This is a genomic window from Micromonospora sp. LOL_025, from assembly GCF_048060285.1.
Lineage (GTDB): Bacteria > Actinomycetota > Actinomycetes > Mycobacteriales > Micromonosporaceae > Micromonospora.
Window position 1 is genome coordinate 1 of sequence record NZ_JBHMIR010000053.1, and the last position, 23627, is coordinate 23627.

Below are 23627 nucleotides of genomic sequence, written 5' to 3' on the forward strand. Positions count from 1 at the left end.
TGAGCCGTCCCGGCGGCCAGCGGCCGGAGCCCTGAGCCGTCCCGGCGGCCAGCGGCCGGAGCCCTGAGCCGTCCCGGCGGCCAGCGGCCGGAGCCCTGAGCCGCCCCGGCCGCCAGGAGCCGGAGCGCTGGGGGCGGCTTGGCGCCCAGGGGCCGGAGCGCTGCGGCCGGTTGGTGGGACGCCGGTGGCCACGCCCCGGGCCGGGCGTGGCCACCATGAGCGGTTGCGGTCAGCGCTGGTTCTGGCCCAGCTCCGCCGTCGACGTGGTGCGGCCGCTCAGCGCGTCCCGCATCCGGTCCACCAGACCGGCGCCGGGGTTGAGCAGCCGGTTCGCCGGCGGCCGGTCGGGTGCGGCCGGGTGCGGTCGGGTCGGGGCGGTCTTCTTGGTCGCCTCCACCTTCCCGGCCAGCTCGACCATCTCCTCGGCGGCGACCGCGGCGCGCAGGCGGGGGAAGAGGTCCGACTCCTCGTCCTTGACGTGGTGCCGGATCGTGCTCGTCAGGTGCGCCAGCAGCTCGTCGAAGCGCGGGTCGGACGGGTCGACCGACTCCAGCTCCTTCATGGTCCGCTCGGCGTCGGCGTGCTCGGAGATCTCGTGCTCGGCGATCTGGTCGCCGTCCGGCAGCGCCTTGCGGGCGGTCGGATAGACGTGCATCTCCTCGGCGACGGCGTGCCGGACCAGCTCGGCGATCATCACGTCGGCCAGCTGCCGGCGGTGCTCGGGGGTGCCCTGCCGGCTCTCCAGCTGCACGAAGAGTGCCTCGACCTCACGGTGGTCGGCCGTCAGGACGTCCACCACGTCCTGACTCCTGGTGTCCTGTGGGTTGGTCATGTCTGCCCCTTACCGGTTGCGGAACGGTCGGCTGTCGAGCAGGTACCCGGGAACCGTCGACCGAACCCACCGGCCATCGATCCGTCGCCGACCAGCACGGGCCCGACGGGCGCCCGCGGAGAGAGCCGAGGGCCGGCCCCCGCGCGGGGGCCGGCCCTCAGGGGTCGGATCAGGACGAGTAGCCGCGCTCGGCGATCCAGTTGGCGACCTTCTCCAGGGTCATCCAGTACTCGCCCTCGGGGGCGGCCGGGTCGGCGATCCGGATCAGGTCGCCGCCGTCGCGGTAGCCCACCAGGGTCAGGTAGTGCCCGCCCTCGTACGAGTGCGGATTGCCGACGGTGTCGACCGCGGTGCCCTTGATGTTGGCCACCACCGGCCGGCCCTTGTCCAGGGCCCCGACGACGTCGGACCGCAGCCGGTCGACCTGCTCCGGCTTGGCCACCGGACCCGGGATCTCGGTGGTCCGGTACCCACCGCCGGTCAGCTCGTTGAGCACGCGGGTGGTGTCCAGGGCCGAGTCGGTGCCCGCCTCGGTGGTGCCCAGCTTCTTCGCGACCTCGTCCTGGGAGAGCGCCTTGCCCAGCGCCGACAGGGCGATCCGGGTCGCGGCCGGGCCGCAGTAGTAGAAGTTGGGCTGCGCCTGGTACTCGATGCGCACGGTGCGCTCGGCACGCCGGTCGGCGCGGCCGTCCCTGGCGGCGCGGTCGTCCGCGTGCACCGCACCGACCGGGGTGCTCGCCGCCGGCGCCGCCTGGGCGGACACCGCCGGGCCCACGAGGCACCCGCCGGCCACCAGCAGGCCGGCGACGGAGAGGCCGCTCTTCTGGACGATCGGATTCATGGTCGGGCTCCAATCGGGGGTCGACGCCTCCGGGGGGACCGGGGCGTACAGCACCGGGAAAGGCGCTCGGCTCGGGGAATTCGACGGCCCGGAGCGGTCGGCCCACGGGCGTACTCAGGGATGCAACGGCGCTGCTCCGGCGGGCATTCCTGCCCTCGGCCGGGGCGTACCGGCCGCACGTCGAGGTTCAACCGGGCCACGGGCGGCAGGATTCCGACGTACGGATGCCCCGCGTCACACCCCCGCCGGGTCCCCGCGCCGGTGCGTCACGCAGGAGGGTGCGGGCCGGTCAGGCGTGCGCTTGAGGCGCGTGGCGGGAGGAACCGGTCATCCGGTCACAGGCTGCCCAGCAGGCGGGTAACCGCGATCTCGATGACCACCCGGTCGGGATTCGGGCGGGGCGTCCGGTAGCGCTCGGCGTACCGGCGCTCGGCCTCGGCGACGGCCGTCCGGTCGGCGCGCACGACGGCCCGCCCCTCGATGGTGAGCCAGCGTCGCCCGTCGACGTGGCAGACGGCCACCGGGGCGCCCCCGGGGCCGGCGGCGGCCACGTGCCGCGCCTTGCGGGACGCGCCGCCGGTGATCACGCGGGCCAGGCCGGTCGAGGCGTCGAAGGTGACACCCACCGGTACGACGTGCGGGGTGCCGTCCGGGCGCAGGGTGGTCAACGTGGCCAGGTGCCGTTCCCGGCAGAACGCCACGACCCGCTCGTCGTGGGGTGCCAACCGATGGTCACCGGGCATGTCCGTCCCCGTCTCGCGGCGCGGTACCGATCATGGCACGCGACGGTGCGCCCGGTCGGGGTCGGACGGCGCGTCGGCGGCCCCCGGCAGCGGTGCCTTCGCGGCGCGGCGCTGCCGGACCAGCCGGCCGAGGTAGAGCAGCGCGCCGGTCAGCACCGCCATGTCGTCCAGGTAGATGGGGTCGGGAATCAGGTCGACCGGCAGGACGGTGTAGAGCAGCGCGCCGTAGAAGGCGAGCTTGCCGTTCACCCCGAGCGTGCCGAGCAGGCGGCGGGTGCGGATCACGCGGACGGCCAGCACCACCGCGCCGACCAACGTGGCGACCGCCACGACGACGCCGACGACGACCCACGCCTCCCTGGACATGCCGTCACGCTAGCCCAGCGGGACCGGTTCCGCCCGGTTCTGCCGGTCAGTACGCGGGAACCGCCGCCCGGCCCCGGGCCACCGACGGCACCTCGCGGCCGGTCACCGCCGGGAACTCCCGGGTCTGCTCCGCCACCCCGGCGCCCTCGACCAGCGGCAGCAGCGACTGCGACTCCTCGGGTCGGCGGTTGACCGCGGCGAACGCCTCGTCCCGCAGGCTGCGCGCCGCCTCGGCGGCGGTCTCCGCGGCCCGCCACGCGGCCTGCTCCCGCTCCCTGGCCGCCCGCTGCCGGGCGAGCAGGTTGTCCCGTACCGCCCGGCGCAGCACCAGCTCCTGCTCGACCGGGTGCAGCCGGGGGTCCCAGCCGTCGCGGTGCGCGAAGACGTCGCTGAGCTGCTCCACCGACAGCTCCTTGCGCCAGTACGCGTCGAGGGCGGCCCGGTGCAGGAAGCGCTCGCGCTCGGCGTACTCGGCGGGCGTCCGGACGGTACGCGGAAGGGGCATCGCCTCGGCGACCGCCAGCCGGCGGACGTCCGCCTCGGCGGCCTCGTACGCCTGCCAGGCCGCCTCGACCTCCTCCTGCGCGGTCAGCCACTCGGCCCGCAGCCGGGCGGCGGTGGTGGCGGCCCGGTCCGCGGCGACCGAGACCTCCTCGGCGTACCGGGAACGTTCGCGCTCCTCCTCGGCCCGTTCCAGCTCGCTCGGCATGGCGGCGCGCCGGATGCGGGAGTCGGCGTCGAAGCGGAGCCGGCCGGGACGCAGCAGCAGACCGGCCACGGTGACGGCGACGACGCCGAGCAGGCTCAGCCAGATCACGGCGGCCCGGGGCACGTCGAGCAGGACGGAGGAGAACACGTTTTCCATGGTCAGCACCTCGCGGTCGATCGAGGGAATCGACAGGGTCTGTGCCCGACGTACGGGCGGGTGGGCAGCGTGGGCGCGTGTGCGGGGCGTACCGCGGCAATGGCCGCTCCGGCGACGGACGGCGACGGACCGACGGGTGGACGCCGGTGCGTGCGGCCAGAGCAGGAGGCCGGGGCGGACGGACGCCGCGTGACGGCGGTCCGTCGCGGCCGGCGGTCCCGGATGCGGAGCCGGTGGCCGACGGCTCAGGCGGCGGGCGGACCGCGCCGGGCGGGGACGCCCCGGCCGGGGTCGCGGGCGGGGCCGTCCGGGCGGGCGACCGCCACAGCGGAGGTGTCGGCCGGCGTGTCGTCGCGCCGGACCGCCGGCGGGGCGGCGAAGCCGTCGACCTGCTCGGCCACCGGCTCGCGGCGCGACAGCGGTGGGGTGAGCCGGGTGCTCGCGACGGTCAGACCGGCGGCCGGAACGGGGGCGGTGACGGCGGCGGACGGTGCCGGTGCGACGGTCGTGCCCCCGAGGCCCACGGCGAGCACCAGCGCGGCGATCGCCAGCCGGGTCAGCTCACGCAGGGAGCGCAGCGTCACCGACCAGAACGGGTCGACGGACGCTGCGGAAGGCACCCGTCCAACCTATCGCCCGGGCCCGGCTCCCGCAGCGCGCCGACGACCCGGGATCGGGTGACCGCCGCCACGGTGTCCGAAAAGGATCGCCGGGCGGGTGCGACCGCGCCCGCCGGGATCGACGCCGCACGTGCGACGGCCCACCCGGTGGTACGCCTGCCGGGTGGGCCGTCGTCGTGCTGGTGGGCGTCAGCTGTCGGTGCCGAGCACGGGCGGAGCGGCGGCGGCGCCGTCCCCCCAGACCATGTCGTCCTCCGTCAGCCAGGTCAGCCGGCCGTCGGTGTCGTCGTCGTGCGCGCCCTGAACGCCGCCCAGGACGCCGGGGCGGTTCGCCCCGCCGCGTGCGCCGCCCGCACGCCCCGTCCCGCTGACCGCCCGGTCGCCGGCGGCGCCCTGTCGTGCTCCGTTGTCGAAGCGCCGGCCCATCCCGGTCGCGGACCGGTTGTCCGCCACCGGGGTGCCGCCGGCGGACCGGACCGCCGTGGCCGGTGCGTTACCGCTCGCCGCGAGGGCTCCGGTGCCGAGCACGCCGCCCTGGGGGCCGAACTGGAGGCCCGCCCCGGTGCCGGCCGAGGCCGTCGAGGTGCCGCCCAGCCCTACGGGACCCGTCGTGGGGGGCGTGCCGGTCAGCACCGTGGCACCGGCGAGAGAGGTGCCGGCCGTGACGCCGCCGGGAGCGCCGTCGACCGTGCCGCCGATGCCGCCGCCGCCCGGGTGCCCGCCGCCGACGGCGCCCGGGATGAGCGTCCCGTTTCCGCCGCCGCCCGGTCCGGAGCTCGGCCGGTCGGGGGCCGCGACGGTGGCGCCGCCCGGCTGCCCGGCGAGGCCGGAGGTCTTCGGTGCGGCCGTCGGCGTGCCGGCGCCCGGGCCGCTGCGCGGGGTCGTCGAGGAGTCGCGGCTGGTCGTGCCGGGCGTGTCCGGGTGCGGTGGCGGCGGCGGGACGAGCCGGCCGTAGGCGGAGAGGTCGTAGCCGGCGGCCAGCTCGGCCACCACGTTGACCATGCGCTGGTGCGCCTTCTCCTGCTCGGCCTTGTCCTGCTGGTGACCCAGCAGCCCGCCGACCACGATGCCCGGCACGCCGAACACGGCGCCCTTGGCCGCGCCGGAGAGCGCCTGGTCGTGGTCGTCGGTCTCGGCCGGGCTCTCCGCCTGCTCGCGGGCGGTGCGCAGCTCGCCGGCCATCAGGGTCAGGCCCCGGCTCACGTCCGCCATGCCCTCGCCGAGCTTGTCGGCGTAGTCGGTGACGAGCGTCAACCGCCGCTGGAACTCCTGCGAGGCCGAGCCCGTCCAGGTGTTGGCGAGCTTGTCGAGGTCGCCGCTGAGCTCGCGAGACAGCCCGTCGAGCATGCCCTTGAGCGCCGTCCACTGCGCCGCGACGCCGTCGATCTGGCCGGGCTGGCCGGCCATCACGCCGTCGTAGAGCTGCTGGTGGCTGACGTGCTGGTAGCGCTGGGTGTACTCAGACACGCGGATCCTCCTTCCGCTTCAACGCGTCGTCCACCCCGTTCAGCGCGGCGGCGATGTCGGCGGAGTTGGCCGCGTTGCGCTCCTCGGCGGTGCGGTAGTTGGCCAGGATCGTCGCGGTGGCGCTCTGCGCCGCCTTCACCGCCGCACGCAGCCGGTCGACCTGGTCCACGTAGGACTGGTGGATGTCGGAGTAGCGGCGGGAGTTCTCGGTGGCGTCGGCGAACGAGCCCAGCGCCGGGGGCCGGCACTGCATCTCGGTGCTCAGCTTCCGCAACGCCTTCTCCGCCTCGGTCAGCCGGTGGGCCAACTTCTGGTGGAAGTCTTCCAGGGACAGCAGGTCGACTGTCGTGCGCCCGGTCATGGCAGCATCCCCGTACGTCATCGTCGATAACCGTTGGCAGGGCTCAGGTTAGTCGACGGGTGCGACGCGGGCGACCCGCCACCGGTGTCGATCCACCGGGTGCGTACTCAGCCGTCCGTCTCCGGGCTCGGCGACGACGCGCCGGACGAGGCCGGCGACCCGGAATCGGGCTCGTCGGAGGGTGTCGCCGACGCCCCGGACTTCTCCGGGGTGGGGCTGCCCGTCGGCTTCGCCGGGCCGCCTGCCGGAGCCGACGTCGCGGGCCCGGGCGCGAAGTGGGCGAGCGCGTCGTCCCGCGAGAGCGTCGGCCCCGTGGGCACCAGGGCCAGCAGCGACGCGGGTACGGCCAGCGGGGTGACCCCCTCGTAGCCCAGCGCCGACATGGCGCCGACGCCGAGCGGGTAGCGGACGCCCTGGGCGCTGATCAGATGCACGGTCGCGCCGGGGGCGGCCGTGCCGCTCTCGCCGGACCCGGGCGTGGCCTGCACGAGCACGCCCTTGCCGCCGGGCAGCAACACGCCCTCGGCGGTACGCACGCCGTCGCGCGCGCTCTGCCGCACGGGCACCCCGCCGGGTGCGGCCAGTTCCGCCGGCACGCGGTCGAAGACCTCCAGCGTGGTGGTGGGCGGCCCGCCGTCGGCGCCCGCCCGGTAGGTCGCGCAGACCGCCGTCCGCCCCGCGGTGACCGGGTGCAGCGCGGGCAGGGCCTGCGGCATGCCGGCCTCCTCCGCCCGCTGGTCGGTCAGCAGCTTGCCGGCCTGCGCCGGCGTGATGTCGGTGACCTGGCCGCCGTCGCGCAGCAGCAGCAGCGCGCTGATCTCGCCGATCGCGGAGAGGCCCTCCCGGGTGAGCACGTAGTGCTGGCCCGCCGCCCGGAAGACCTGACCGACCTTGGCCGGGCGCTCGGTGAGGGTGCTGGCCTCGTCCTCGCCGGCGATCGCCGGCTTGCGCAGGACCGGCCCGGCGGGCACGGCGTTGAGCAACTGCTGCCCCACGGGCAGGCGGGGCGCGTTGGCCATCCGCAGCGCGGCGAGCGCGGAGTCGCCGCCCGTCACCTGCAACCGCGTGTCGCCGGTGAGCAGGTGCCGCTGGCCGTCGGTCTCCACCAGCACGGCCCGGTCGCCGAGCGGCGCACCACCGGGCAGCGGTCGGTCGATCACCACCCGCGTGCCGGAACGGCGGGGATCGGCCGGGTCCGGTACGTCGCAGACGGACCAGGGCAGGCCCGTCAGCGACTTCCGGTCCGGCAGCGCGTCGGGGGCGCCGACGATGCCGACCGTACGGCCCCGGGGCCGGTCCCGGATCGACGCCTGGGACATCGTGCGCACCTGCGGGGCCGGCTCGTTGATGATCAGTCGGGCCGAGGCGTAGTTGAGGGTGGGGTGCAGTTGCCCGTCGACGAAGACGTACGTCGCCCCGGTCTCCCGCTCGATCACCAGGGTGTTCGGCTCCAGCGGCGCGGTGTTGCCGGTGAACTGCCCGTACGCGCCGACGCCACCGAGCACCACGGCCGCGGCGATGACGCTGCCGAAGACCGCCATGCCGAGCCGCCGCATCGGCAGGTTGCTGGTCTCCGGGTCGCCCGACAGCAGCGCCGAGACGATCCGGCGGGTGACGAAGCGGTACGCCTGCACCTGATCGCGGCGGGTCCGCATGACTTACCTCCGGCGGGGGTGGGTCCGCGACGAGCAGGTCCGAGTCGGTGTCGCGGGCTTCCCTACGATAAGGGGCCGTCGACGGGTCACCGGGACCAGCGCCCGACCCGATCCGGCGGACGCTCCGCCGTCCAGAAAGGACTGTCAGCGATGACGCAGGTTCAGGCGCCACCCGGTCGTCCGGCACCGCAGCCGTCCGGCGTCGCGCAGCGGCCGGTCGTCCCGGCCGACCGGCGCGACCGTGGTCGGATCGGGCCCGTGGCCGTGGGGCAACTCGTGGTGCTGGAACTCTGCGCCCTGGCCGTCTGGGCGGCGCTGGGCGGGCCGGTCTGGCTCGCCGCCGTCGTCGGCGTGCTGTCGCTGGCGGTGGTGGGCGCGGTCTTCGCCCGTCGGGGTGGCCGCTGGTGGTACGAGGACCTGCTGCTGCGCCGGCGGCTGCGGCGGCGGCGGGAGGCGGCCAGGAGCACCGTGGCGGCCGGCGGCGGGACCGACCCCAGGCTGGCGCCCCTGGCCCCGGAGCTGACTGTGACCGAGCTCACGGACCGCGGCACGCGCCTCGGCATCGGGCAGGACGCACAGGGCTGGTTCGCGGCGGTGGCGTTGCAGGGTCACGCCGGGGCGCCCGCCGGCTCGGTGGAGGCGTCGGTGATGGACCGGGCACTGCGGGTGCTCGCCGACTTCACCGGCCCGGTCACCCGCTCCCAGGTCGTCTCGCACACCCTGGTCTGGTACCCGGCGCCGGGAGCGCCGCCCGCGGCCCACCGGACGGTCTGGCTGGCGCTGCGGCTCTCCGTACGGGACGCCCGCGTCGAGACCGTCAGCCGGGGCGGCGGCATGCCCGGCGTGCACCGTACGCTCTCCGCCGGCATCGGCCGGCTGGGCAAGGCGTTGACCGCGGCCGGGCTCGCCCACCGCCCCCTCAGCCGCGACGAGCTGCGCGCGGCGGTGGTCTCCGCGGCCGGGCTGGACCTGGCGCCGGCGCCGCCGGCGGAGACCTGGACGGGGCTGCGCGGCGGCGGCTGGACCCAGCGTTGCCTGGTCCTGCGGCCCCGGGCCGACGCGCCGTTCGGCCCGCTGGTGGACGCGGTGACGGCGACGTCCGCCCCCTCGCACACCCTGGCCGTCGCGGTGCTGCCGGGCGGACGCGTCGCCCCGCCGATGCTCCGGGTGGCGGCGCTCGACGACCACGTGGAGGCGCTGGTCAAGGCGGTGCGGGAGGTGGTCTGCCGGTCCGGCGCCCCGGCCCGCCCGGTGGACGGCCAGCACGGCCCCGGCGTCTACGCCACCGCCCCGGCGGCCACCCGCGTCACGACCCTGCACCCGACCGACTGAGAGCGGGGGACGAAAGAGCCGGTCAGGGGCGGAGGTTGACGATCCAGCCGTAGAGGCCGACGACCCAGACGGCCAGCGGGACCAGCGCGATGATCAGCATGATCTCCACGATGTCGAGCAGCCGGCCCCAGACCGGGGAGATCCGCTTGCCGGCCACGGTGAGCCCGTAGATCAGGCTCACCACGGCCGCGAGCACCAGGCCGCCGAGGATCACGCCGAGGCGTACCGCCGTGGAGCCGTTGCCGAACGTGGCGGCGGCGGTCAGGCCGAGCCCGGCGGTGCCGGCGAACAGCACCGGGGTGCGCTGGGCGCGGCCCAGGAACGGCCGGGCCCGCAGCAGCGACAGCAGGGCCAGCACGAGGCAGAGCAGCACCGCCGGCAGGCTGCCGTGCAGCGCGAGCACGACCTGGGCGCCGAGCACCAGCAGCGACACCGTCCAGAGCAGGCCGGTCAGGAACTCGTCGGCCCGCTCGCTGAGCTGGAGGACCTGCCGGCCGTCCACCGACTCGGTGTCGCTCTTGAGGTCGTCGGGGCCGGTCGGGATGGACGGGACCGGCAGCCGGGCCAGCCGGTACGCCGCCATCGGCAGCGCCGGCACCGCGCCGAACGCGATCGCGGCCACCACCGCGGCGGCGGCCGGCGCGTCGGTGTCGAAGGCCAGGCTGACCACCGCGCCGAGGCCGGTGACGGCGCCGACCGCGACCGCGCCGAAGAAGAGCGGCAGCCGGTCGCCGACGGCCAGCGCGGCCACCGCCGCGCAGAGCACGACGGCCGTGGCGCCGAGGAGCACGTGGGGGGCGGCCAGCTCCGTCAACGGGCGGTCGCCGGCGAGCAGCAGCAGGCCGCCGACCCCCGCGTACGCCAGGCCGACGACCCCCAGCACCGACCCGGTCGCGCTGTCGGCGGCGGCCCGGGACAACACGGCCGCGGCGACCACCAGGGCGACCGCGACGACCAGCGCGGCCAGCGCGCCCGGCAGGTGCGGCGGCCCGGTGAACAGCGCCGCCATCGCGCCGGCGGCCAGCGCCGCGGCGGCGAAGAGCACCGCGAAGGAGCGGGTGGTGCCGACCTGCCAGGCGCCCGGGCGCTGGTTGGTGGCGGTGGCGACGGCGTCGACCACGTCGTCGAAGACGATTTCCGGCGCGGTGGCGGACCGGGGGTTGAAGTAGAGCACCTCGCCGTCGCGGATGCCGAGCTGCGTGGCGGTCCGACCGCCGTCCAGCGGCTGGCCGCCCAGCCGGGCCAGGCTCCAGCCGCCGTGCCGCACCCCCTCGTCGGCCAGGTCCTCACCCGCGTAACGGAGCAGGGTCGGCAGCAGGTCGGCGAGCGGTACGTCCGACGGCAGCGCGAGGTCCATCCGGGTGCGGGGCGCCACGATGGTGATCCGGCTCAGGCCGCCGGTCGCCGTCTTCGTCGCCACAGTGGCCTCCTCGCGCTCTCTACGATCACCCCTGGCCGGCGACGCCGACGCACGGGTTCCTGACGCCCACGGGAGATTACCTACGATGGCGGGCACGTACGATGCCCACCCGACGACTCCGGTCGCTCGCCGAACTTCATCAGGGCCGCTTCTGGGGAGGAGACAGCCGTGAGCACGGTGGTGTTCCGCCGGCTCCCGCGTCAGCCGGGGCCTGCGCTGCCGCGAGGCGAGGTGCTGCTGGAGTCGCCTCCGGAGCTGCCCGAGCCCACCCCGCGCGGGATGGGGCAGCTGCTGATGATCCTGCCGATGGTCTGCGGCGTGGGCGCCATGGCGTTCCTCTACGCGGGCCGGGGCGGCGGCACGATGACCTACATCGCCGGCGGCCTCTTCGGCGTCTCGATGCTGGGCATGGCGCTCGGGTCGCTGAGCAACGGCAACAACGACAAGGCCGAACTCAACGCCGACCGGCGCGACTACATGCGCTACCTGGCCCAGATGCGCAAGCGCACCCGGCGCGCCGCCGAGCAGCAGCGGGCGGCGATGGCCTGGCGGCACCCGGAGCCGGACGCGCTCTGGTCGATCGCCGCCTCCCGGCGGCTGTGGGAGCGGCGGATCACCGAGGACGACTTCGGCGAGACCCGGATCGCCACCGGTCCGCAGCGCCTGGCCGTGGAGATCGTCCCGCCGGAGACCAAGCCGGTCGAGGACCTGGAGCCGATGAGCGCCATCGCGCTGCGTCGCTTCGTCCGCGCCCACTCGAGCGTGCCGGACCTGCCGACCGCGCTCTCCGTGCGGGCGTTCAGCCGGGTGGTACTGCGCGGCGACCGGGAGCCGGTGCTCGACCTGACGCGGGCCGCGCTCGGCCAGCTCGCCACCTTCCACGCCCCGGACGACATGGTCGTCGCGATCGTCGCCGCGCCCGACCGGCAGCCGTCCTGGGACTGGGTGAAGTGGCTGCCGCACAACCACCACAGCGCCCGGACCGACGCGGCGGGCGCCCGCCGGATGGTCTTCGCGAGCCTCGCCGAGGCCGAGGAGGCGCTCGCCGGCGAGCTGGCCGGCCGGCCCCGGTTCGCGCCGGAGGCGAAGCCGCTGACCACCGCGGCGCACCTCGTGGTGGTCATCGACGGCGGTGAGGTCTCGGCCGCCTGCCAGCTCATGGGGCCGGGACTGCTCGGCGCGACCGTCATCGACCTCTCCGGCACCGTGCCGCGGGACGCCGGCCGCTGGTTGCTCTGCCTCGACGTGGGCGACGGCAGCTCCCTCGAACTGGTCCGCGGCACCTCCTCGTCCCGGCTCGGCCGGCCGGACCGGCTCACCGAGGCCGCCGCCGAGGGGCTGGCCCGGCAGATCGCCCCGTACCGGCTGTCGCAGCAGCAGACCACGTCGGAGGAGCCGCTGGCGAAGAGCATGGAGCTGCCGGACCTGCTCGGCGTCGGCGACGCCGCCGCGGTCGACGTGCAGCAGACCTGGCGCCCGCGCAGCCACCGCGACCGGCTGCGCATCCCGCTCGGCGTCGGGCCGGACGGCAACGTGGTCGAGCTGGACTTCAAGGAGTCCGCGCACGAGGGCATGGGCCCGCACGGCCTGATCATCGGCGCGACCGGTTCCGGCAAGAGCGAGCTGCTGCGCACGATCGTCGGCGCGCTGGCGGTGACGCACTCCTCCGAGGAGCTCAACTTCGTCCTGGTCGACTTCAAGGGCGGCGCCACCTTCGCCTCGCTGGACGCGCTGCCGCACACCAGCGCGGTGATCACCAACCTGGCCGACGAGCTGCCGCTGGTCGACCGCATGAAGGACGCGCTGGCCGGTGAGATGACCCGCCGCCAGGAGGTGCTGCGGGCCGCCGGCAACTACGTCTCCCGCTACGACTACGAGAAGGCCCGGGCGGCCGGCGAGCCGCTGGACCCGATGCCCAGCCTGCTCATCATCTGCGACGAGTTCAGCGAGCTGCTCGCCGCGAAGCCCGACTTCATCGACCTCTTCGTGATGATCGGCCGGCTGGGCCGGTCGCTCGGCGTGCACCTGCTGCTGGCCAGCCAGCGGCTGGAGGAGGGCAAGCTGCGCGGCCTGGACACCCACCTGTCGTACCGGATCGGTCTGCGTACCTTCTCGGCGGTGGAGAGCCGGATCGTGCTCGGCGTGCCGGACGCGTACGAGCTGCCCAACGCCCCCGGCCACGGCTACCTGAAGACCGACACCAGCACCATGCTGCGGTTCCGGGCCGCGTACGTGTCCGGGCCGTACCGGGCCCCGGGGCAGGCCGCCGCGTCGTCGCGGGCGCTGGTGCAGCGCCGGATCGTCCGGTACGGGGTGGACTTCGTACCCGTGCAGAACCCGACCCTGCCGGTGCCGGAGGCGCCCGAGCCGGAGCAGCCCGCCGACGGCAAGGCCGTGGCGATGCTGGACGTGCTGATCGACCGGCTGAAGGGGCGGGGCCGCCCGGCGCACCAGGTCTGGCTGCCGCCGCTGGCGGAGCCACCGGGCCTGGGCGAGCTGCTGCCGCCGCTGAGCGTCGACCCGAGGTACGGCCTCTGCACCGCCTCGTGGGGTGGTCGCGGGCGGCTGGCCGCTCCGGTGGGCATCGTGGACCGGCCGTACGAGCAGCGCCGTGACCCGATGCTCGTGGACCTGGCCGGCGCGGGCGGCAACGTGGTGATCGTCGGCGCCTCGCTCAGCGGCAAGAGCACGATGCTGCGTTCCATGCTCGCCTCGCTCGCGCTCACCCACACGCCGCGCGAGGTGCAGTTCTTCTGCCTGGACTTCGGCGGTGGCGCGCTGCGCAGCCTGGACGGGCTGCCGCACACGGCCGGCGTGGCCGGGCGGCGGGACACCGAGGCGGTACGCCGTACGGTGGCCGAGGTGGTGGCCGTCCTGGACGAGCGGGAGAACCGGTTCGCCCAGCACGGCATCGACTCGGTGGCGAGCTACCGCCGGCGCCGGGCGGCCGGGGAGTTCGCCGACGACCCGTTCGGCGACGTCTTCCTCGTCGTCGACGGCTGGAACACGCTGCGCCAGGAGTACGAGGAGCTGGAGCAGACGATCACCACCCTGGCCAACCGTGGCCTGGGCTTCGGCGTGCACGTGGTGCTGACCGCCGTGCGGTGGGCGGAGATCCGGATCAACATGCGGGACCTGCTCGGCACGAAGCTGGAGCTGCGTCTCGGTGACGCCAACGAGTCGGAGATCGACCGGCGGGCGGCGGCGAACGTCCCGACCGGCTCGCCCGGCCGCGGTCTGACCCGCGACAAGCTGCACTTCCTGACCGCCATCTCCCGGATCGACGGCCGGCGCGACATCGACGACCTGACCGAGGCGTCCATCGCCCTGTCCCGGCACGTCGCGGAGGCGTGGAAGGGCCAGCCGGCGCCGAAGGTACGGCTGCTGCCGCGCAGGCTGCCCCTCAGCGAGCTGGCCCGGGTCGTCGACCGGTCGGCGCCGGGCCTGCCGATCGGCGTCAACGAGTCGGCGCTGGCCCCGGTCTACCTCGACCTCGTCAACGAGCCGCACCTGACGGTCTTCGGCGACGCCGAGTGCGGCAAGACCAACCTGCTGCGGCTGATCGCGCGGGGCATCACGGAGCGGTACACCCCGGCGCAGGCCCGGCTGGTCATCGCCGACTACCGGCGCGGTCTGCTCGGTGCGGTCGAGGGGGACCACCTGCTCGACTACGCGCCGTCGAACCAGGTGTTCGCCCAGGGGCTCGCCTCGATCCGCAGCGCGCTGTCCAACCGGCTGCCCGGCCCGGACGTCACCACCGCGCAGTTGCGCGACCGCAGCTGGTGGAAGGGGCCGGACCTCTACATCCTGGTCGACGACTACGACCTGGTCGCCTCGGGCGGGAACAACCCGCTCAGCGCCCTGCACGAGCTGCTGCCCCAGGCCCGCGACATCGGCCTGCACCTGATCGTCACCCGGCGGGTGGGTGGCGTGGCCCGGGCGCTCTACGAGCCGGTCCTGCAACGCCTGCGCGAGTTGGACCAGCCCGGCCTGCTGATGTCCGGCAACCGGGAGGAGGGCGCGGTCTTCGGCACGCTGCGGCCGAGCCCGCAGCCGCCCGGCCGGGGCACGCTGGTGCGCCGCCGCGACGGCCAGCAGCTCATCCAGACCGCCTGGTCGGAGCCGGCCTGAGGGTCCCCCCGCCGAGGCCGGCGGTCGGCGGGACCGCCCCGGTGTGACGGCATCCGGTAACCTGCGGCACGAGCGTCGCAGCCGACGAGAGGACCGTTTTGAGCACATCGTGGACGCCCGGCGGCATGGGCGGGGCCGGGCTCGAGGGCATCCTGCGCCAGGCGCAGGAGCAGCAGCGCCGGCTCGCGGACTTCCAGCGGCAGCGCGCCGAGCTGCGGGTCGTCGGGGAGAGCCCGGACGGCCTGGTCCAGGTCACCGTCGACGGCGACATGAAGGTCGGCGACGTCCAGATCGACGCCCGGGCGATGCGACTGGACAGCTTCAGCCTGGCCGAGTCGCTCCAGGCCGCCATCGACGCCGCCTACGAGGCGCACGCCGAGCGGCAGCGCGAGCTGCTGGAGGAGATGCTCGGCGGCGCGGACCTGGTCCGACGGGCCGAGGCGGGCAAGGTCACCCCGGAGGAGTGGTTCCAGCAGTTCGGGGTGGACCTCAACGACCCGCTGCGCCGGCTGCGCGGCTGACGAGAGGAGAGGGTCCAGTGGCCAACGTCGTCGACGTCGACGCCATCCGCAAGGCCGGGCAGAAGCTCGCGGCCGCCGACGGCCCGATGGCCTACCTGCGCAACGCGCAGCGGGCGCTGGAGGGCGTCAAGCTGTCGGGCATGTCCATGACGCTGCTCGGCCTGTCCGCCGTCAGCGCGCATAACGATGCCGTCGACGGTCACCTCGACAACCTGCGCACCGGCGTCGAGCACCTGGAGAGGGCCGCCGCCAACCTCGAACAGAGCGCGCTCAACTGGGAGAAGTCGGACCAGCCCTGGGTGGTCAAGTGACCTCGCGGGTGCGGGACGCAGGGAGGGTTCGATGCCGGAGATCCTGATCGCGAATTCCTCGGGCTCGGTGGTGGGGACGCACAGCGTCGCCGCGCAGACCGCGCCGGTCCGCTCGCTGGCCGGGGCGGCTCGGGCCAACTGGGTGTGGCTGGTCGGCGCCGCGTTCCTGACCGCCGCCATCATCCACCTCGAGACGTTCGACAACGACGAGGTCAACCAGTCCATCAAGGAGTGGGGCGACGCGGCCCGCTTCCTGGGCGGCGACCAGTTCGGCGCGGCGCTGGAGAGCGTGATCCCCTCCAGCGAGGAGTGGGACTTCGAGGACCGGGACGCGTTCGACGCCTTCGTGCAGAAGCTGAACGCCGAGATCGGGGCGCTCGCGGAGGCGCTCAACGCCAACAAGGACGCGCTGACCGCCGTCCGCGACCACTTCAACGCCTCGATCGACGCCCTGGTCGGCGCGTTGGTGCCGATCCTCATCGCGGTCATCGCGGCCGTGGCCCTCCAGGCGTTCCCGGCGACCGCGCCGCTGGCGCAGGCGATCGGGGTGGCCGGCCTCACCGCCACCGCGGCGATCCTCGGGCTCATCTTCACGGACATCGGCGCGCTGTTCTCCACGGTGGCGTCGGCGTTCCGCGGTAACAGCCAGTACAACTTCGTCTCGGACTCCCGTCCGGGCTGGGCGACCGGCGACGCCGACCCCGACATCCAGGACATCAAGATCGATTGGGTGCAGGATTCGGGCTTCTACCGGGCCTGAGCGACCGGGCGGAGAGGTGGGGTGCCACCGTGTGGCAGAGCATGTTGTTCGGGTACGCGCTGACGACCGTCCCGGTCTTCGTCGTCCTGGGGTTGGTCGCGCAGTTCGCCCGGTCGCGGGTGGCCCGCAGGGCGATGGAACTCGTCCTGCTCAGTGGGGTGGCGGCGTTCGGGCTGGCCCTCGGCACCCTCGCCGACGACGCGGTGCAGTGGGCGCTCGTATCGATGCTCGCCCTCGTCTTCGTGGTCGGAGCGGTGATGCACGTCCGCTCGTACTCCCGTTCCTCCTAGTCGGACGGGGCACTGCGGCGGGCACCCGCGTACCGCGCGGGGCAGGGCTGCGCGTGGTGGACACCGTCCGCTACGGTCTTGACTGAGTGTCCGTCGGTGGGGTGATTGCCTTGCGGCGGGGGAGGACGCGGCGACTGCGCCGCCACAAGAAGACGGAAGGGTGTGAAGCATGGCGTTCGAGGTCGAAGCAGCGACTCTGCATACCGCCGCGGGTGACGTGCGCTCCACGCGCAGCGAGGTCGACGGCGAGCTGAAGAAGCTGTGGAACGTGGTCGACGACCTGGCCATCGCCTGGAAGGGGCAGGCGTCCACCGGCTTCCAGTCGCTCATGCAGCGCTGGAACGAGGACACGGGCAAGCTGCTGACGGCGATGGACAACATCGCCGACCTGCTCGACAAGTCGGGTACGACGCACCAGGTCAACGACGAAGAGCAGCAGCAGATGCTGGACAAGTTCCACTCTGCACTCAACCCGTGATCCGCCGAGACGAGCAGGGGAGGAACTCATGAGCATCAAGGTTGACTACGCGGTCCTCGAGAGCAGCAACCAGCAGATGATGGCCATCTCGCGGACCATCGACGAGAAGCTGGACACGCTGCGTTCGATGCTGTCGAAGCTCCAGTGGGACGGTGAGGACCGTGCCGCGTACGAGCAGCACCAGGCGCAGTGGGACGCCGCCGTCCGGGACATCAACAAGATCCTGAACGACATCGGTGGCGCCGTGGGCATCGCCCGCGAGAACTACGTCAGCACCGAGATGAGCAACGCCAAGGCGTGGAACTGACACAATCGCCGACGCGGCTCCGGTCCGGTTCGACCGGGCCGGAGCCGCGTCGCGTTGTGCGTCGATAGGTCCTGGGAGAATCATGCGTGCGGGGAAGCCTTCGCGGTCCAAGCTCCGGCTGGCCGTCGCGGTGCTGGCGTTGGTCGTCGGCGCCGGTTCCGGTCCACTGGCCGCGCCGGCCCCGGCACGCGCCGACACGGTACGCGGCCTCCAGTGGTACCTCGACACCCTGAAGATCCCGCAGGCCCACAAGCTCACCAAGGGCAGGGGCGTCACCGTCGCGGTCATCGACACCGGGGTCAACCCCAACCTGCCGGACCTGCGCGGTCAGGTCCTGCCGGGCAAGGGCATCGGTTCCGGGACGGCGGCCGACGGTCGCCGCGACGACGACACCAGGAAGGCCCACGGTTCGGCGATGGCCGGGATCATCGCGTCCCGGGGCGGTGGCGCGATGCGGCACCTGGGCATCGCCCCGGAGGCGAAGATCCTGCCCGTCGCGATGGGCGACTCCTTCGACTCGGCAGACCTCTCGCAGGGCATCCGCTGGGCGGCCGACGCCGGCGCCGACGTGATCAACATGTCCGTCGGGACGGGCACGGCGGCGACCCCCGACGAGATCGCCGCCGTCCGGTACGCCCTGGACAAGGACGTCGTGCTGATCGCCTCGGCCGGCAACCGGCTACAGAACGACCGCGTCGTCACCAGCCCCGCGAACATCCCCGGCGTCATCGCGGTGACCGGGCTGGCGAAGAACGGCGAGTTCTTCGCGCAGAGCGCCACCGGTCGGGAGGCCGTGCTCGCCGCGCCGATGCAGGAGATCATCTCTCCCCGGTCGGCGTCGGTGTCGTCCAACGGTTACGGCATCGGCAGTGGCACGAGTGACGCCGCCGCCATCACCTCCGGGGTGGCGGCGCTGGTCCGCGCGAAGTACCCGGACCTCGACGCGGCCAACGTGGCGAACCGGCTGATCCGCACCGCCCGGGACCAGGGCCCGGCCGGCCGCGACAGCCAGTACGGCTTCGGCGCGATCGACCCGCTCGCCGCGCTGACCCGCTCGGTGCCGGCGGTGGACGCGCACCCGTTGCTCGCCGGTGCCGCGAACGGCGCCGACCCCTCCGCGGGCGCGGCAGAGTCGCAGAAGGACGACGGGCCGGCGGTGTCGATCAGCATGAAGAAGGACACCGGCGCGCTGGTCCGGGGGGCGCTCTGCCTGCTCGTGCCCGTCGCGTTGCTGATCCTCGTGATCGTGCTGGTGCGTCGGTCCCGGCGGAAGGCGACCGCTGTCCGGCCCGGCCCGCCCGGGTACCCGCCGCCCGGCGGCCCGCCCGGCTATCCGCCGCCGGGCTATCCACCGGCCGGCGGCCCGCAGGCCGGTCCGCCCGGTTACCCGCCGCCCCCCGGTCATCCGCCGGCCGGCGGCGCACCGGTCGGGTCGCACGGCAACCCGCAGTTCGGCGCGCCCGGATATCCGCCACCCGGCGGGGCACCGGGCATGCCCGCACCGCCCCAGGCGGGGCCCCCGCCCGGGTACGGCCCGACGCCCACCGGCGGGACCCACCCGTACGGTGCGCCGCCGGCACCCCAGGCCGGTGCCTGGCAGCCGCCCGGCGCCGCGCCGACGGCACCACCCCCGCCGGCCCTCGGCGGACACCAGCAGTAAGCCACATTGTCAGTCGGCGACGGGGAGGAACCGATGACGGACGACAGGACGGACCCTCCGGAGGAGATCCGGGTGGACACCCCATACATGCCCATCACCCCGCTGGCACCCACCGTGCACGTCAGCGGCATCACGATGGACAACGTCAACCGGGCGCAGACCCCCTCCGGCCTGGTGCCGGGGGCGGGCGAGAGCGGCGACAACACGGAGTGGGACGCGTCCAGCCTGGACAGCGCCATCGAGTGGCTGGAGTCGCACGCCTCGTTTCTCAACAAGCAGTCGTACACGATGGTCGAGATCCAGGACCGGATGGGCGGCGCGGCGGCGTCGGGCGGCCTGAACGGCGTCGGCGGCGGGGCGACGAGCCCGCTCGGCGCCTTCGACCGGGCGGGCGACCTGGCCCGTAAGCACGGCAGCCTCTTCACCACCACGCAGCAGAGCGTCCGCAAGCTCGCCGAGGACCTCTACCAGGCCGCCAACGCGCTGCGCGAGGTCAAGGAGAACTACGAGACGGCGGAGAAGGCGAACGCCATGTCCGCCGCCGAGATGGAGCGCGCCTTCAGCCAAGCCGCCACCAACGGATCCAACGGCTGATCGGAAGGGTGACAGGATGCCGAGCTGGGAAGAGATGTGCCAGCAGATCGTCGTGGCGGGCAGGCCGGGCGACGTCACCAGCGCCGCGCTGGGCTGGGAGCAGCTGCTGAAGAACCTGAACTCCGTCAAGGAGAGCCTGGAGACGAACGTCGCCGATCTCGGTGAGGTGTGGAAGGGCCCGGCGTACGAGTCCTTCAAGACCCACATCAAGCAGATCGCCACGGACACGGGCCGGGTCGTCGACGACGCCGAGAAGCACAACGGCATCGTCCAGTCGTTGAAGACCGCCGCCGACAAGCTGAGCGCCGCGCAGGCCGAGTTCCCCATCCCCGCGAGCTGCGTCAACGACGTGCTCGAGGCGCGCAACGGCCGCATCGTGATCGACACGGGCCTCTTCGAGATGAAGGTCAAGCCCGACTTCCTGGGCCTGCTCGACCCGCTCACCTCGCTCGCCGACTGGCTCAACGACAAGTCCGACGAGGCGGCCAAGGTCTACAACCAGGTCAGCGGCGACTACGTGACCATCGACTCGGGCACGCCCGGCCAGACCACGCCGGGCACCACCCAGTCGCCGGACGTGCAGACCCCCGACCTCGGCGCCGGCCCCGGCGCCGGCAGCGTCGGCGGCGCGCCCAGCATGGGCGGCATGCCCTCGACCGGTGGCATGCCGGGCGGTGGCATGCCGTCGCTCAGCGGGGCCGGCGTGCCCGAGACCGGGACCACCGGGATCGGCTCCACCGCGCACCCCGGCCTGACCGGTGGCGGCTACGACCCGAGCGGCGGCTACGACCCGAGCGGCGGTTACGACCCGAGCACCGGCAGCCTCGCCGACGACTACGGCAGCGGTCTGGCCGGTGCCGGCGCCCCGACGGTTCCCGCGCTCGGCGGCGGCGGCCTGCCCGGCACCTCCGGGCTCGGCGGCGGTGGCGGCCTGGGCTCCGGTGGCGGGCTCGGCGGCGGGGGCGTCATCCCGGGCGGCGGCTCGCTCGGCCGGCCGGTCAGCCCCAACATGGGGCCGATGATGGGCGGCGGCGCGGCCGGCGCCAACCGCGGTGGCGGCCGGGGCGCTGGTGGCAAGCTCGGTGCGGGCGGCATGGCGCCGATGATGGGCGGCGCGGCCGGTGGGGTCGGCCGTGGCGGCGGGCGCGCGGGTGCCGCCGGCGTGGGCGCCAAGGGCGTCGGCGCGGGCGCACGGGGCGTCGGTGGCATGGCCGGTATGGGTGCCGGCTACGGCGAGGAGGAGGCCCCTCGCAACACCTGGCTGGAGGAGGACGAGGACGTCTGGGGCGCGGACGGCGGCGGTACGCCGGGCATTCTGCGCTGACGGAGTCGCGCCGAGCGCCGTCCACCGCACCGGTGGGCGGCGCTCGGCGTTTCCCGGGCAGACCGGGGAGGGGCGTCAGCCGGTCGTGGCGTCCGTTGCCGACGGGCGGCGGCCCGGGCGCCAGCCCCGGCGTCGCCCGCGGACCAGGATCGGCTTGACGGAGAGCAGCAGCCCGGCGACGAGCGCGCCGACGGCGGCGACCCAGACCGCGACGGTGCCCTGCCAGGCGAGCGGATCCTCGGTGGAGGGCGGTGCGGGCATCGCGCCGGCCGGCGGGTCGGTGCGGGTGCCGAGCACGGTCGCCACCGCGCGGTACGGGTTCACCACCCCGTGACCGATCTCGGCGTTCTTCCCCTCGGGCGGGCTGTCGGCCGTCCGGATCAGCCGGTCGGCGACCTGCTCCGGGTCGAGGTCGGGGTGGGCGGCCCGGACCAGCGCGGCCACCCCGGAGACGTACGCGGCGGCGAAGCTGGTGCCGCCCTGCGGCTCGGCGAGGAAGCCCTCGCCTCCGGGGGCCGGGCCGAGGATGTTCAGCCCGGGTGCCGCGAGGTCGACGTAGTCCCCGCTCACCGAGCTGCCCACGTGACCGCCCTCCTCGTCCACCCCGGCGACCGCGATCACCCCGGGGTAGGCGGCCGGGAACGCGGGCCTGTCCTGCTGGTTCTCCTGGCGGTTGCCGGCGGCGGCCACCACGACCACCCCCTCGTCGAGGGCGTAGCGGACGGCGTCGGCGAGATCCTGCCGGTCCAGGGTCACCAGCGACAGGTTGATCACGTCGGCGCCGTTGCTCACCGACCACCGGATCGCCTCGGCGATCTGCCCCGGCAGACCCTCGTCGGCGGTGGTCCTGGTGTCGGGCAGGACGCGTACCGGGAGGATCCTGGCCTGCGGAGCGATGCCGCTGAACGACGCGCCGGTGCCCTCCTTCCCGGCGATGATGCCGGCGACGATGGTGCCGTGCCCGGCCAGGTCGCAGCGGCCCTCCTGCTGCGGCAGGCCGTTGAAGTCCCGGCCCACCTTGACCTGACCCTTGAGGGCGGGATGGAGGGCGGAGACGCCGGAGTCGATGACCGCCACCGTGACGCCGGCGCCCCGGGAGATCCGCCAGGCCGAGGAGGGTTCGAGTCTCTTCAGCGGCCACGGCGTCTCGGCGGGGGCGGCGACGCCGGGGGGCCCGCAGCGGGGGGCCGCCGCCGCGGCGGGCGACGGGGCGACGACGGCGGTGCCGAGCAGGACCGCAGCCGCTCCACCGAGGACCGCGCGGGCACCGCGCCCGCCTCGGCGGGCCGGCCCGGTCCCGCCCGGTCGGAAACTCTCGCGCACGCGGTGAGATTACCGCCGCGGCCCGAGGGCGCGTGCCGCCGCCCGGACCCGTCGTCAGGAACGCTCGGTGGCCTCGGCCGGCTCCTGCTCGTCGGCGAAGAGGGCGAGGAGGGCGCCGACCTGCCGGTCCGCCTCGGCGGGGTGCCGGAACCGCCCGGCGGGGTTGAGGGTGTACTCGTTGCGTCGGCCCACCCGGGTGCGGTGCAGGTAGCCGCCGGCCTCCAGGTCGGCGACGATCGCCTGCGCGGCCCGCTCGGTGACGCCCACCTCGTCGGCGACGTCGCGGAGCCGGGCGGTGGGGTTGCGGGCGATGGCGAGCAGCACGTGCCCGTGGTTGGTGAGGAAGGTCCAGTTGCGGGTGCTCCCGTTCTCCCCTGTCGTCGCCATGTCCGCCATCGTATGGCCCCTGCTTCGTGTTTTCCTGCGTGCCCTCGCGCGGGCGGACGCACGGCGGGCCCGACCGCCGCCGCGCAGGGACCGCCGAACATATGAAATGCATATCACGCATACCTTGACGTATCTTGCAGTGCGTGTGACGGTGGTGGCAGCCCGCGTCCAGCGTCGGCCCGGGTGACCAGGCCGTTCACGTGCGGAGCGAGGTGTGGGATGAGTCGTCCCGGATCGCCAGGAACTCAACCGGGCCCGGAGCGGACGCTCCCGGTGCCGACCACGGGCGGGGCACCGACCGACGTCGACACCCCGTTCGCCGTCCCCACGAGTCCCGAGCAGGCGCTCGCCGAGCTGCACGCCGGCAACCGGCGGTTCGTGACCGGCGCGCCGCGCCACCCCAACCAGGACGCCGGGCACCGCGCCGCGGTCGCCGACGGGCAGCACCCCTTCGCGGTGATCGTCGGCTGTTCCGACTCCCGGCTCGCGGCCGAGATCATCTTCGACCGTGGCCTCGGTGACCTCTTCGTGGTCCGCACCGCCGGGCACACCATCGGCCCCGAGGTGCTCGGCAGCGTGGAGTACGCCGTCACGGTCCTGGGCACGCCGCTGGTGGTGGTGCTCGGGCACGACTCCTGCGGGGCCGTCCAGGCGGCGCGTACGGCGGACGCCACCGGCACCCCGCCGGTCGGGCACCTGTGCGCCGTGGTGGACGCCGTGGTGCCGAGCCTGCGCCGGGCCGCCGCCGAGGGAGTGGACGACATCGACCGGATCGTCGACATCCACATCGCGCACACCGTCGAGGCGATGCTGGGCCGATCCGCCGTGCTCGCCGCGGAGGTGGCCGCCGGCCGCTGCGGGGTGGTCGGCATGTCGTACCGGCTGACCGCCGGCGAGGTGCGGACGGTGGCCTCGGTGCCCGCCCGTGCGGCCGACGCGCCGGAGCCGGCGGCCAGCGCCCCCCTCCGCTGACTGTGAGCATGGCGGGGTCGGCTCGGGAGTGGTGAGCTGATAGCCGGCAGTGGCAGGCGTGACCCTT

24 protein-coding genes are annotated in these 23627 nt (G+C 74.5%); 12 read left to right on the plus strand and 12 right to left on the minus strand.

Annotation, left to right across the window (positions count from 1 at the left end; genetic code table 11):
- Positions 1-229 precede the first annotated feature (229 nt).
- The 9 genes from ACFHW0_RS30725 to eccB form a co-directional block, all read right to left on the minus strand.
- Complete coding sequence (locus tag ACFHW0_RS30725) at positions 230-832, minus strand: hemerythrin domain-containing protein (RefSeq protein WP_416613126.1); 603 nt, start codon at positions 830-832, stop codon at positions 230-232.
- A 169-nt stretch (positions 833-1001) separates the two neighbouring features.
- Positions 1002-1673 carry a C39 family peptidase gene (locus tag ACFHW0_RS30730; protein ID WP_416613127.1) on the minus strand — a complete coding sequence of 224 codons (672 nt, stop codon included), beginning with the start codon at positions 1671-1673 and terminating at the stop codon, positions 1002-1004.
- 335 nt (positions 1674-2008) lie between these two features.
- On the minus strand, positions 2009-2416 hold the full coding sequence (locus tag ACFHW0_RS30735; RefSeq protein ID WP_416613128.1) for a pyridoxamine 5'-phosphate oxidase family protein: 408 nt from the start codon (positions 2414-2416) through the stop codon (positions 2009-2011).
- 30 nt (positions 2417-2446) lie between these two features.
- Complete coding sequence (locus ACFHW0_RS30740; protein ID WP_416613129.1) at positions 2447-2782, minus strand: DUF1232 domain-containing protein; 336 nt, start codon at positions 2780-2782, stop codon at positions 2447-2449.
- Between the two features lie 46 nt (positions 2783-2828).
- Complete coding sequence (locus ACFHW0_RS30745) at positions 2829-3647, minus strand: hypothetical protein (RefSeq protein WP_416613130.1); 819 nt, start codon at positions 3645-3647, stop codon at positions 2829-2831.
- A 245-nt stretch (positions 3648-3892) separates the two neighbouring features.
- A complete protein-coding gene (locus ACFHW0_RS30750) occupies positions 3893-4267 on the minus strand; it encodes a hypothetical protein (RefSeq protein WP_416613131.1) in 375 nt (124 codons plus the stop codon).
- A 189-nt stretch (positions 4268-4456) separates the two neighbouring features.
- Entirely contained in the window at positions 4457-5734 is a 1278-nt protein-coding gene (locus ACFHW0_RS30755; RefSeq protein ID WP_416613132.1) for a WXG100 family type VII secretion target, read from the minus strand.
- A complete protein-coding gene (locus ACFHW0_RS30760) occupies positions 5727-6095 on the minus strand; it encodes a hypothetical protein (RefSeq protein ID WP_121396959.1) in 369 nt (122 codons plus the stop codon). Before ACFHW0_RS30760 ends, ACFHW0_RS30755 begins: the two co-directional genes overlap by 8 nt.
- Before the next feature lie 107 nt (positions 6096-6202).
- Positions 6203-7750, minus strand: coding sequence for a type VII secretion protein EccB (eccB, locus tag ACFHW0_RS30765; RefSeq protein WP_416613133.1), 1548 nt, complete (start codon positions 7748-7750; stop codon positions 6203-6205).
- Between the two features lie 150 nt (positions 7751-7900).
- On the opposite strand from eccB, the gene ACFHW0_RS30770 reads away from it, so the two are divergent.
- The gene (locus tag ACFHW0_RS30770) at positions 7901-9082 is read left to right on the plus strand and encodes a type VII secretion protein EccE (RefSeq protein ID WP_416613134.1); all 1182 of its coding nucleotides are present in this window, start codon (positions 7901-7903) and stop codon (positions 9080-9082) included.
- 22 nt (positions 9083-9104) lie between these two features.
- On the opposite strand, the gene eccD is transcribed toward ACFHW0_RS30770, so the two are convergent.
- On the minus strand, positions 9105-10502 hold the full coding sequence (eccD, locus tag ACFHW0_RS30775; protein WP_416613135.1) for a type VII secretion integral membrane protein EccD: 1398 nt from the start codon (positions 10500-10502) through the stop codon (positions 9105-9107).
- A 168-nt stretch (positions 10503-10670) separates the two neighbouring features.
- Here eccD and eccCa point away from each other — a divergent pair, with 168 nt between their 5' ends.
- The 10 genes from eccCa to ACFHW0_RS30825 all read left to right on the plus strand — a co-directional run bounded on the left by eccCa (position 10671) and on the right by ACFHW0_RS30825 (position 20878).
- On the plus strand, positions 10671-14633 hold the full coding sequence (gene eccCa / locus ACFHW0_RS30780) for a type VII secretion protein EccCa (protein ID WP_416613136.1): 3963 nt from the start codon (positions 10671-10673) through the stop codon (positions 14631-14633).
- A 98-nt stretch (positions 14634-14731) separates the two neighbouring features.
- Complete coding sequence (locus ACFHW0_RS30785; RefSeq protein ID WP_416613137.1) at positions 14732-15154, plus strand: YbaB/EbfC family nucleoid-associated protein; 423 nt, start codon at positions 14732-14734, stop codon at positions 15152-15154.
- A gap of 17 nt (positions 15155-15171) precedes the next feature.
- Entirely contained in the window at positions 15172-15465 is a 294-nt protein-coding gene (locus ACFHW0_RS30790) for a hypothetical protein (RefSeq protein WP_121396953.1), read from the plus strand.
- Positions 15466-15496: 31 nt separating this feature from the next.
- A complete protein-coding gene (locus ACFHW0_RS30795) occupies positions 15497-16225 on the plus strand; it encodes a hypothetical protein (protein WP_416613138.1) in 729 nt (242 codons plus the stop codon).
- A gap of 29 nt (positions 16226-16254) precedes the next feature.
- A complete protein-coding gene (locus tag ACFHW0_RS30800) occupies positions 16255-16515 on the plus strand; it encodes a hypothetical protein (RefSeq protein WP_416613139.1) in 261 nt (86 codons plus the stop codon).
- Positions 16516-16684: 169 nt separating this feature from the next.
- Positions 16685-16993 (plus strand): WXG100 family type VII secretion target, encoded by a 309-nt coding sequence (locus tag ACFHW0_RS30805; RefSeq protein ID WP_121396950.1) that lies wholly within the window; start codon positions 16685-16687, stop codon positions 16991-16993.
- A 28-nt stretch (positions 16994-17021) separates the two neighbouring features.
- Positions 17022-17300 carry a WXG100 family type VII secretion target gene (locus ACFHW0_RS30810; RefSeq protein WP_089002279.1) on the plus strand — a complete coding sequence of 93 codons (279 nt, stop codon included), beginning with the start codon at positions 17022-17024 and terminating at the stop codon, positions 17298-17300.
- Between the two features lie 82 nt (positions 17301-17382).
- Entirely contained in the window at positions 17383-18960 is a 1578-nt protein-coding gene (locus ACFHW0_RS30815) for a S8 family serine peptidase (protein ID WP_416613140.1), read from the plus strand.
- Positions 18961-19032: 72 nt separating this feature from the next.
- On the plus strand, positions 19033-19554 hold the full coding sequence (locus tag ACFHW0_RS30820) for a hypothetical protein (protein WP_416613141.1): 522 nt from the start codon (positions 19033-19035) through the stop codon (positions 19552-19554).
- Between the two features lie 16 nt (positions 19555-19570).
- Positions 19571-20878 (plus strand): WXG100 family type VII secretion target, encoded by a 1308-nt coding sequence (locus ACFHW0_RS30825; RefSeq protein ID WP_416613142.1) that lies wholly within the window; start codon positions 19571-19573, stop codon positions 20876-20878.
- Between the two features lie 75 nt (positions 20879-20953).
- Here the strand turns inward: ACFHW0_RS30825 and mycP are convergent, their stop codons facing one another.
- Positions 20954-22201, minus strand: a complete 1248-nt coding sequence (gene mycP, locus ACFHW0_RS30830; RefSeq protein ID WP_416613143.1) for a type VII secretion-associated serine protease mycosin — start codon at positions 22199-22201, stop codon at positions 20954-20956.
- 54 nt (positions 22202-22255) lie between these two features.
- Positions 22256-22597, minus strand: coding sequence for a helix-turn-helix transcriptional regulator (locus ACFHW0_RS30835; protein WP_121396946.1), 342 nt, complete (start codon positions 22595-22597; stop codon positions 22256-22258).
- Between the two features lie 210 nt (positions 22598-22807).
- On the opposite strand from ACFHW0_RS30835, the gene ACFHW0_RS30840 reads away from it, so the two are divergent.
- Positions 22808-23560 carry a carbonic anhydrase gene (locus tag ACFHW0_RS30840; protein WP_416613144.1) on the plus strand — a complete coding sequence of 251 codons (753 nt, stop codon included), beginning with the start codon at positions 22808-22810 and terminating at the stop codon, positions 23558-23560.
- Positions 23561-23627: the final 67 nt, after the last annotated feature.

Coding starts and splice junctions, on each gene's coding strand:
- ACFHW0_RS30770 (WP_416613134.1), top strand. CDS start 7,901: ATGACGCAGGTTCAGGCGCCACCCGGTCGTCCGGCACCGCAGCCGTCC.
- eccB (WP_416613133.1), bottom strand. CDS start 7,750: ATGCGGACCCGCCGCGATCAGGTGCAGGCGTACCGCTTCGTCACCCGC.
- ACFHW0_RS30725 (WP_416613126.1), bottom strand. CDS start 832: ATGACCAACCCACAGGACACCAGGAGTCAGGACGTGGTGGACGTCCTG.
- ACFHW0_RS30730 (WP_416613127.1), bottom strand. CDS start 1,673: ATGAATCCGATCGTCCAGAAGAGCGGCCTCTCCGTCGCCGGCCTGCTG.
- ACFHW0_RS30825 (WP_416613142.1), top strand. CDS start 19,571: ATGCCGAGCTGGGAAGAGATGTGCCAGCAGATCGTCGTGGCGGGCAGG.
- ACFHW0_RS30815 (WP_416613140.1), top strand. CDS start 17,383: ATGCGTGCGGGGAAGCCTTCGCGGTCCAAGCTCCGGCTGGCCGTCGCG.
- ACFHW0_RS30805 (WP_121396950.1), top strand. CDS start 16,685: ATGGCGTTCGAGGTCGAAGCAGCGACTCTGCATACCGCCGCGGGTGAC.
- ACFHW0_RS30760 (WP_121396959.1), bottom strand. CDS start 6,095: ATGACCGGGCGCACGACAGTCGACCTGCTGTCCCTGGAAGACTTCCAC.
- ACFHW0_RS30810 (WP_089002279.1), top strand. CDS start 17,022: ATGAGCATCAAGGTTGACTACGCGGTCCTCGAGAGCAGCAACCAGCAG.
- ACFHW0_RS30795 (WP_416613138.1), top strand. CDS start 15,497: ATGCCGGAGATCCTGATCGCGAATTCCTCGGGCTCGGTGGTGGGGACG.
- ACFHW0_RS30745 (WP_416613130.1), bottom strand. CDS start 3,647: ATGGAAAACGTGTTCTCCTCCGTCCTGCTCGACGTGCCCCGGGCCGCC.
- ACFHW0_RS30840 (WP_416613144.1), top strand. CDS start 22,808: ATGAGTCGTCCCGGATCGCCAGGAACTCAACCGGGCCCGGAGCGGACG.
- ACFHW0_RS30735 (WP_416613128.1), bottom strand. CDS start 2,416: ATGCCCGGTGACCATCGGTTGGCACCCCACGACGAGCGGGTCGTGGCG.
- ACFHW0_RS30740 (WP_416613129.1), bottom strand. CDS start 2,782: ATGTCCAGGGAGGCGTGGGTCGTCGTCGGCGTCGTCGTGGCGGTCGCC.
- ACFHW0_RS30835 (WP_121396946.1), bottom strand. CDS start 22,597: ATGGCGGACATGGCGACGACAGGGGAGAACGGGAGCACCCGCAACTGG.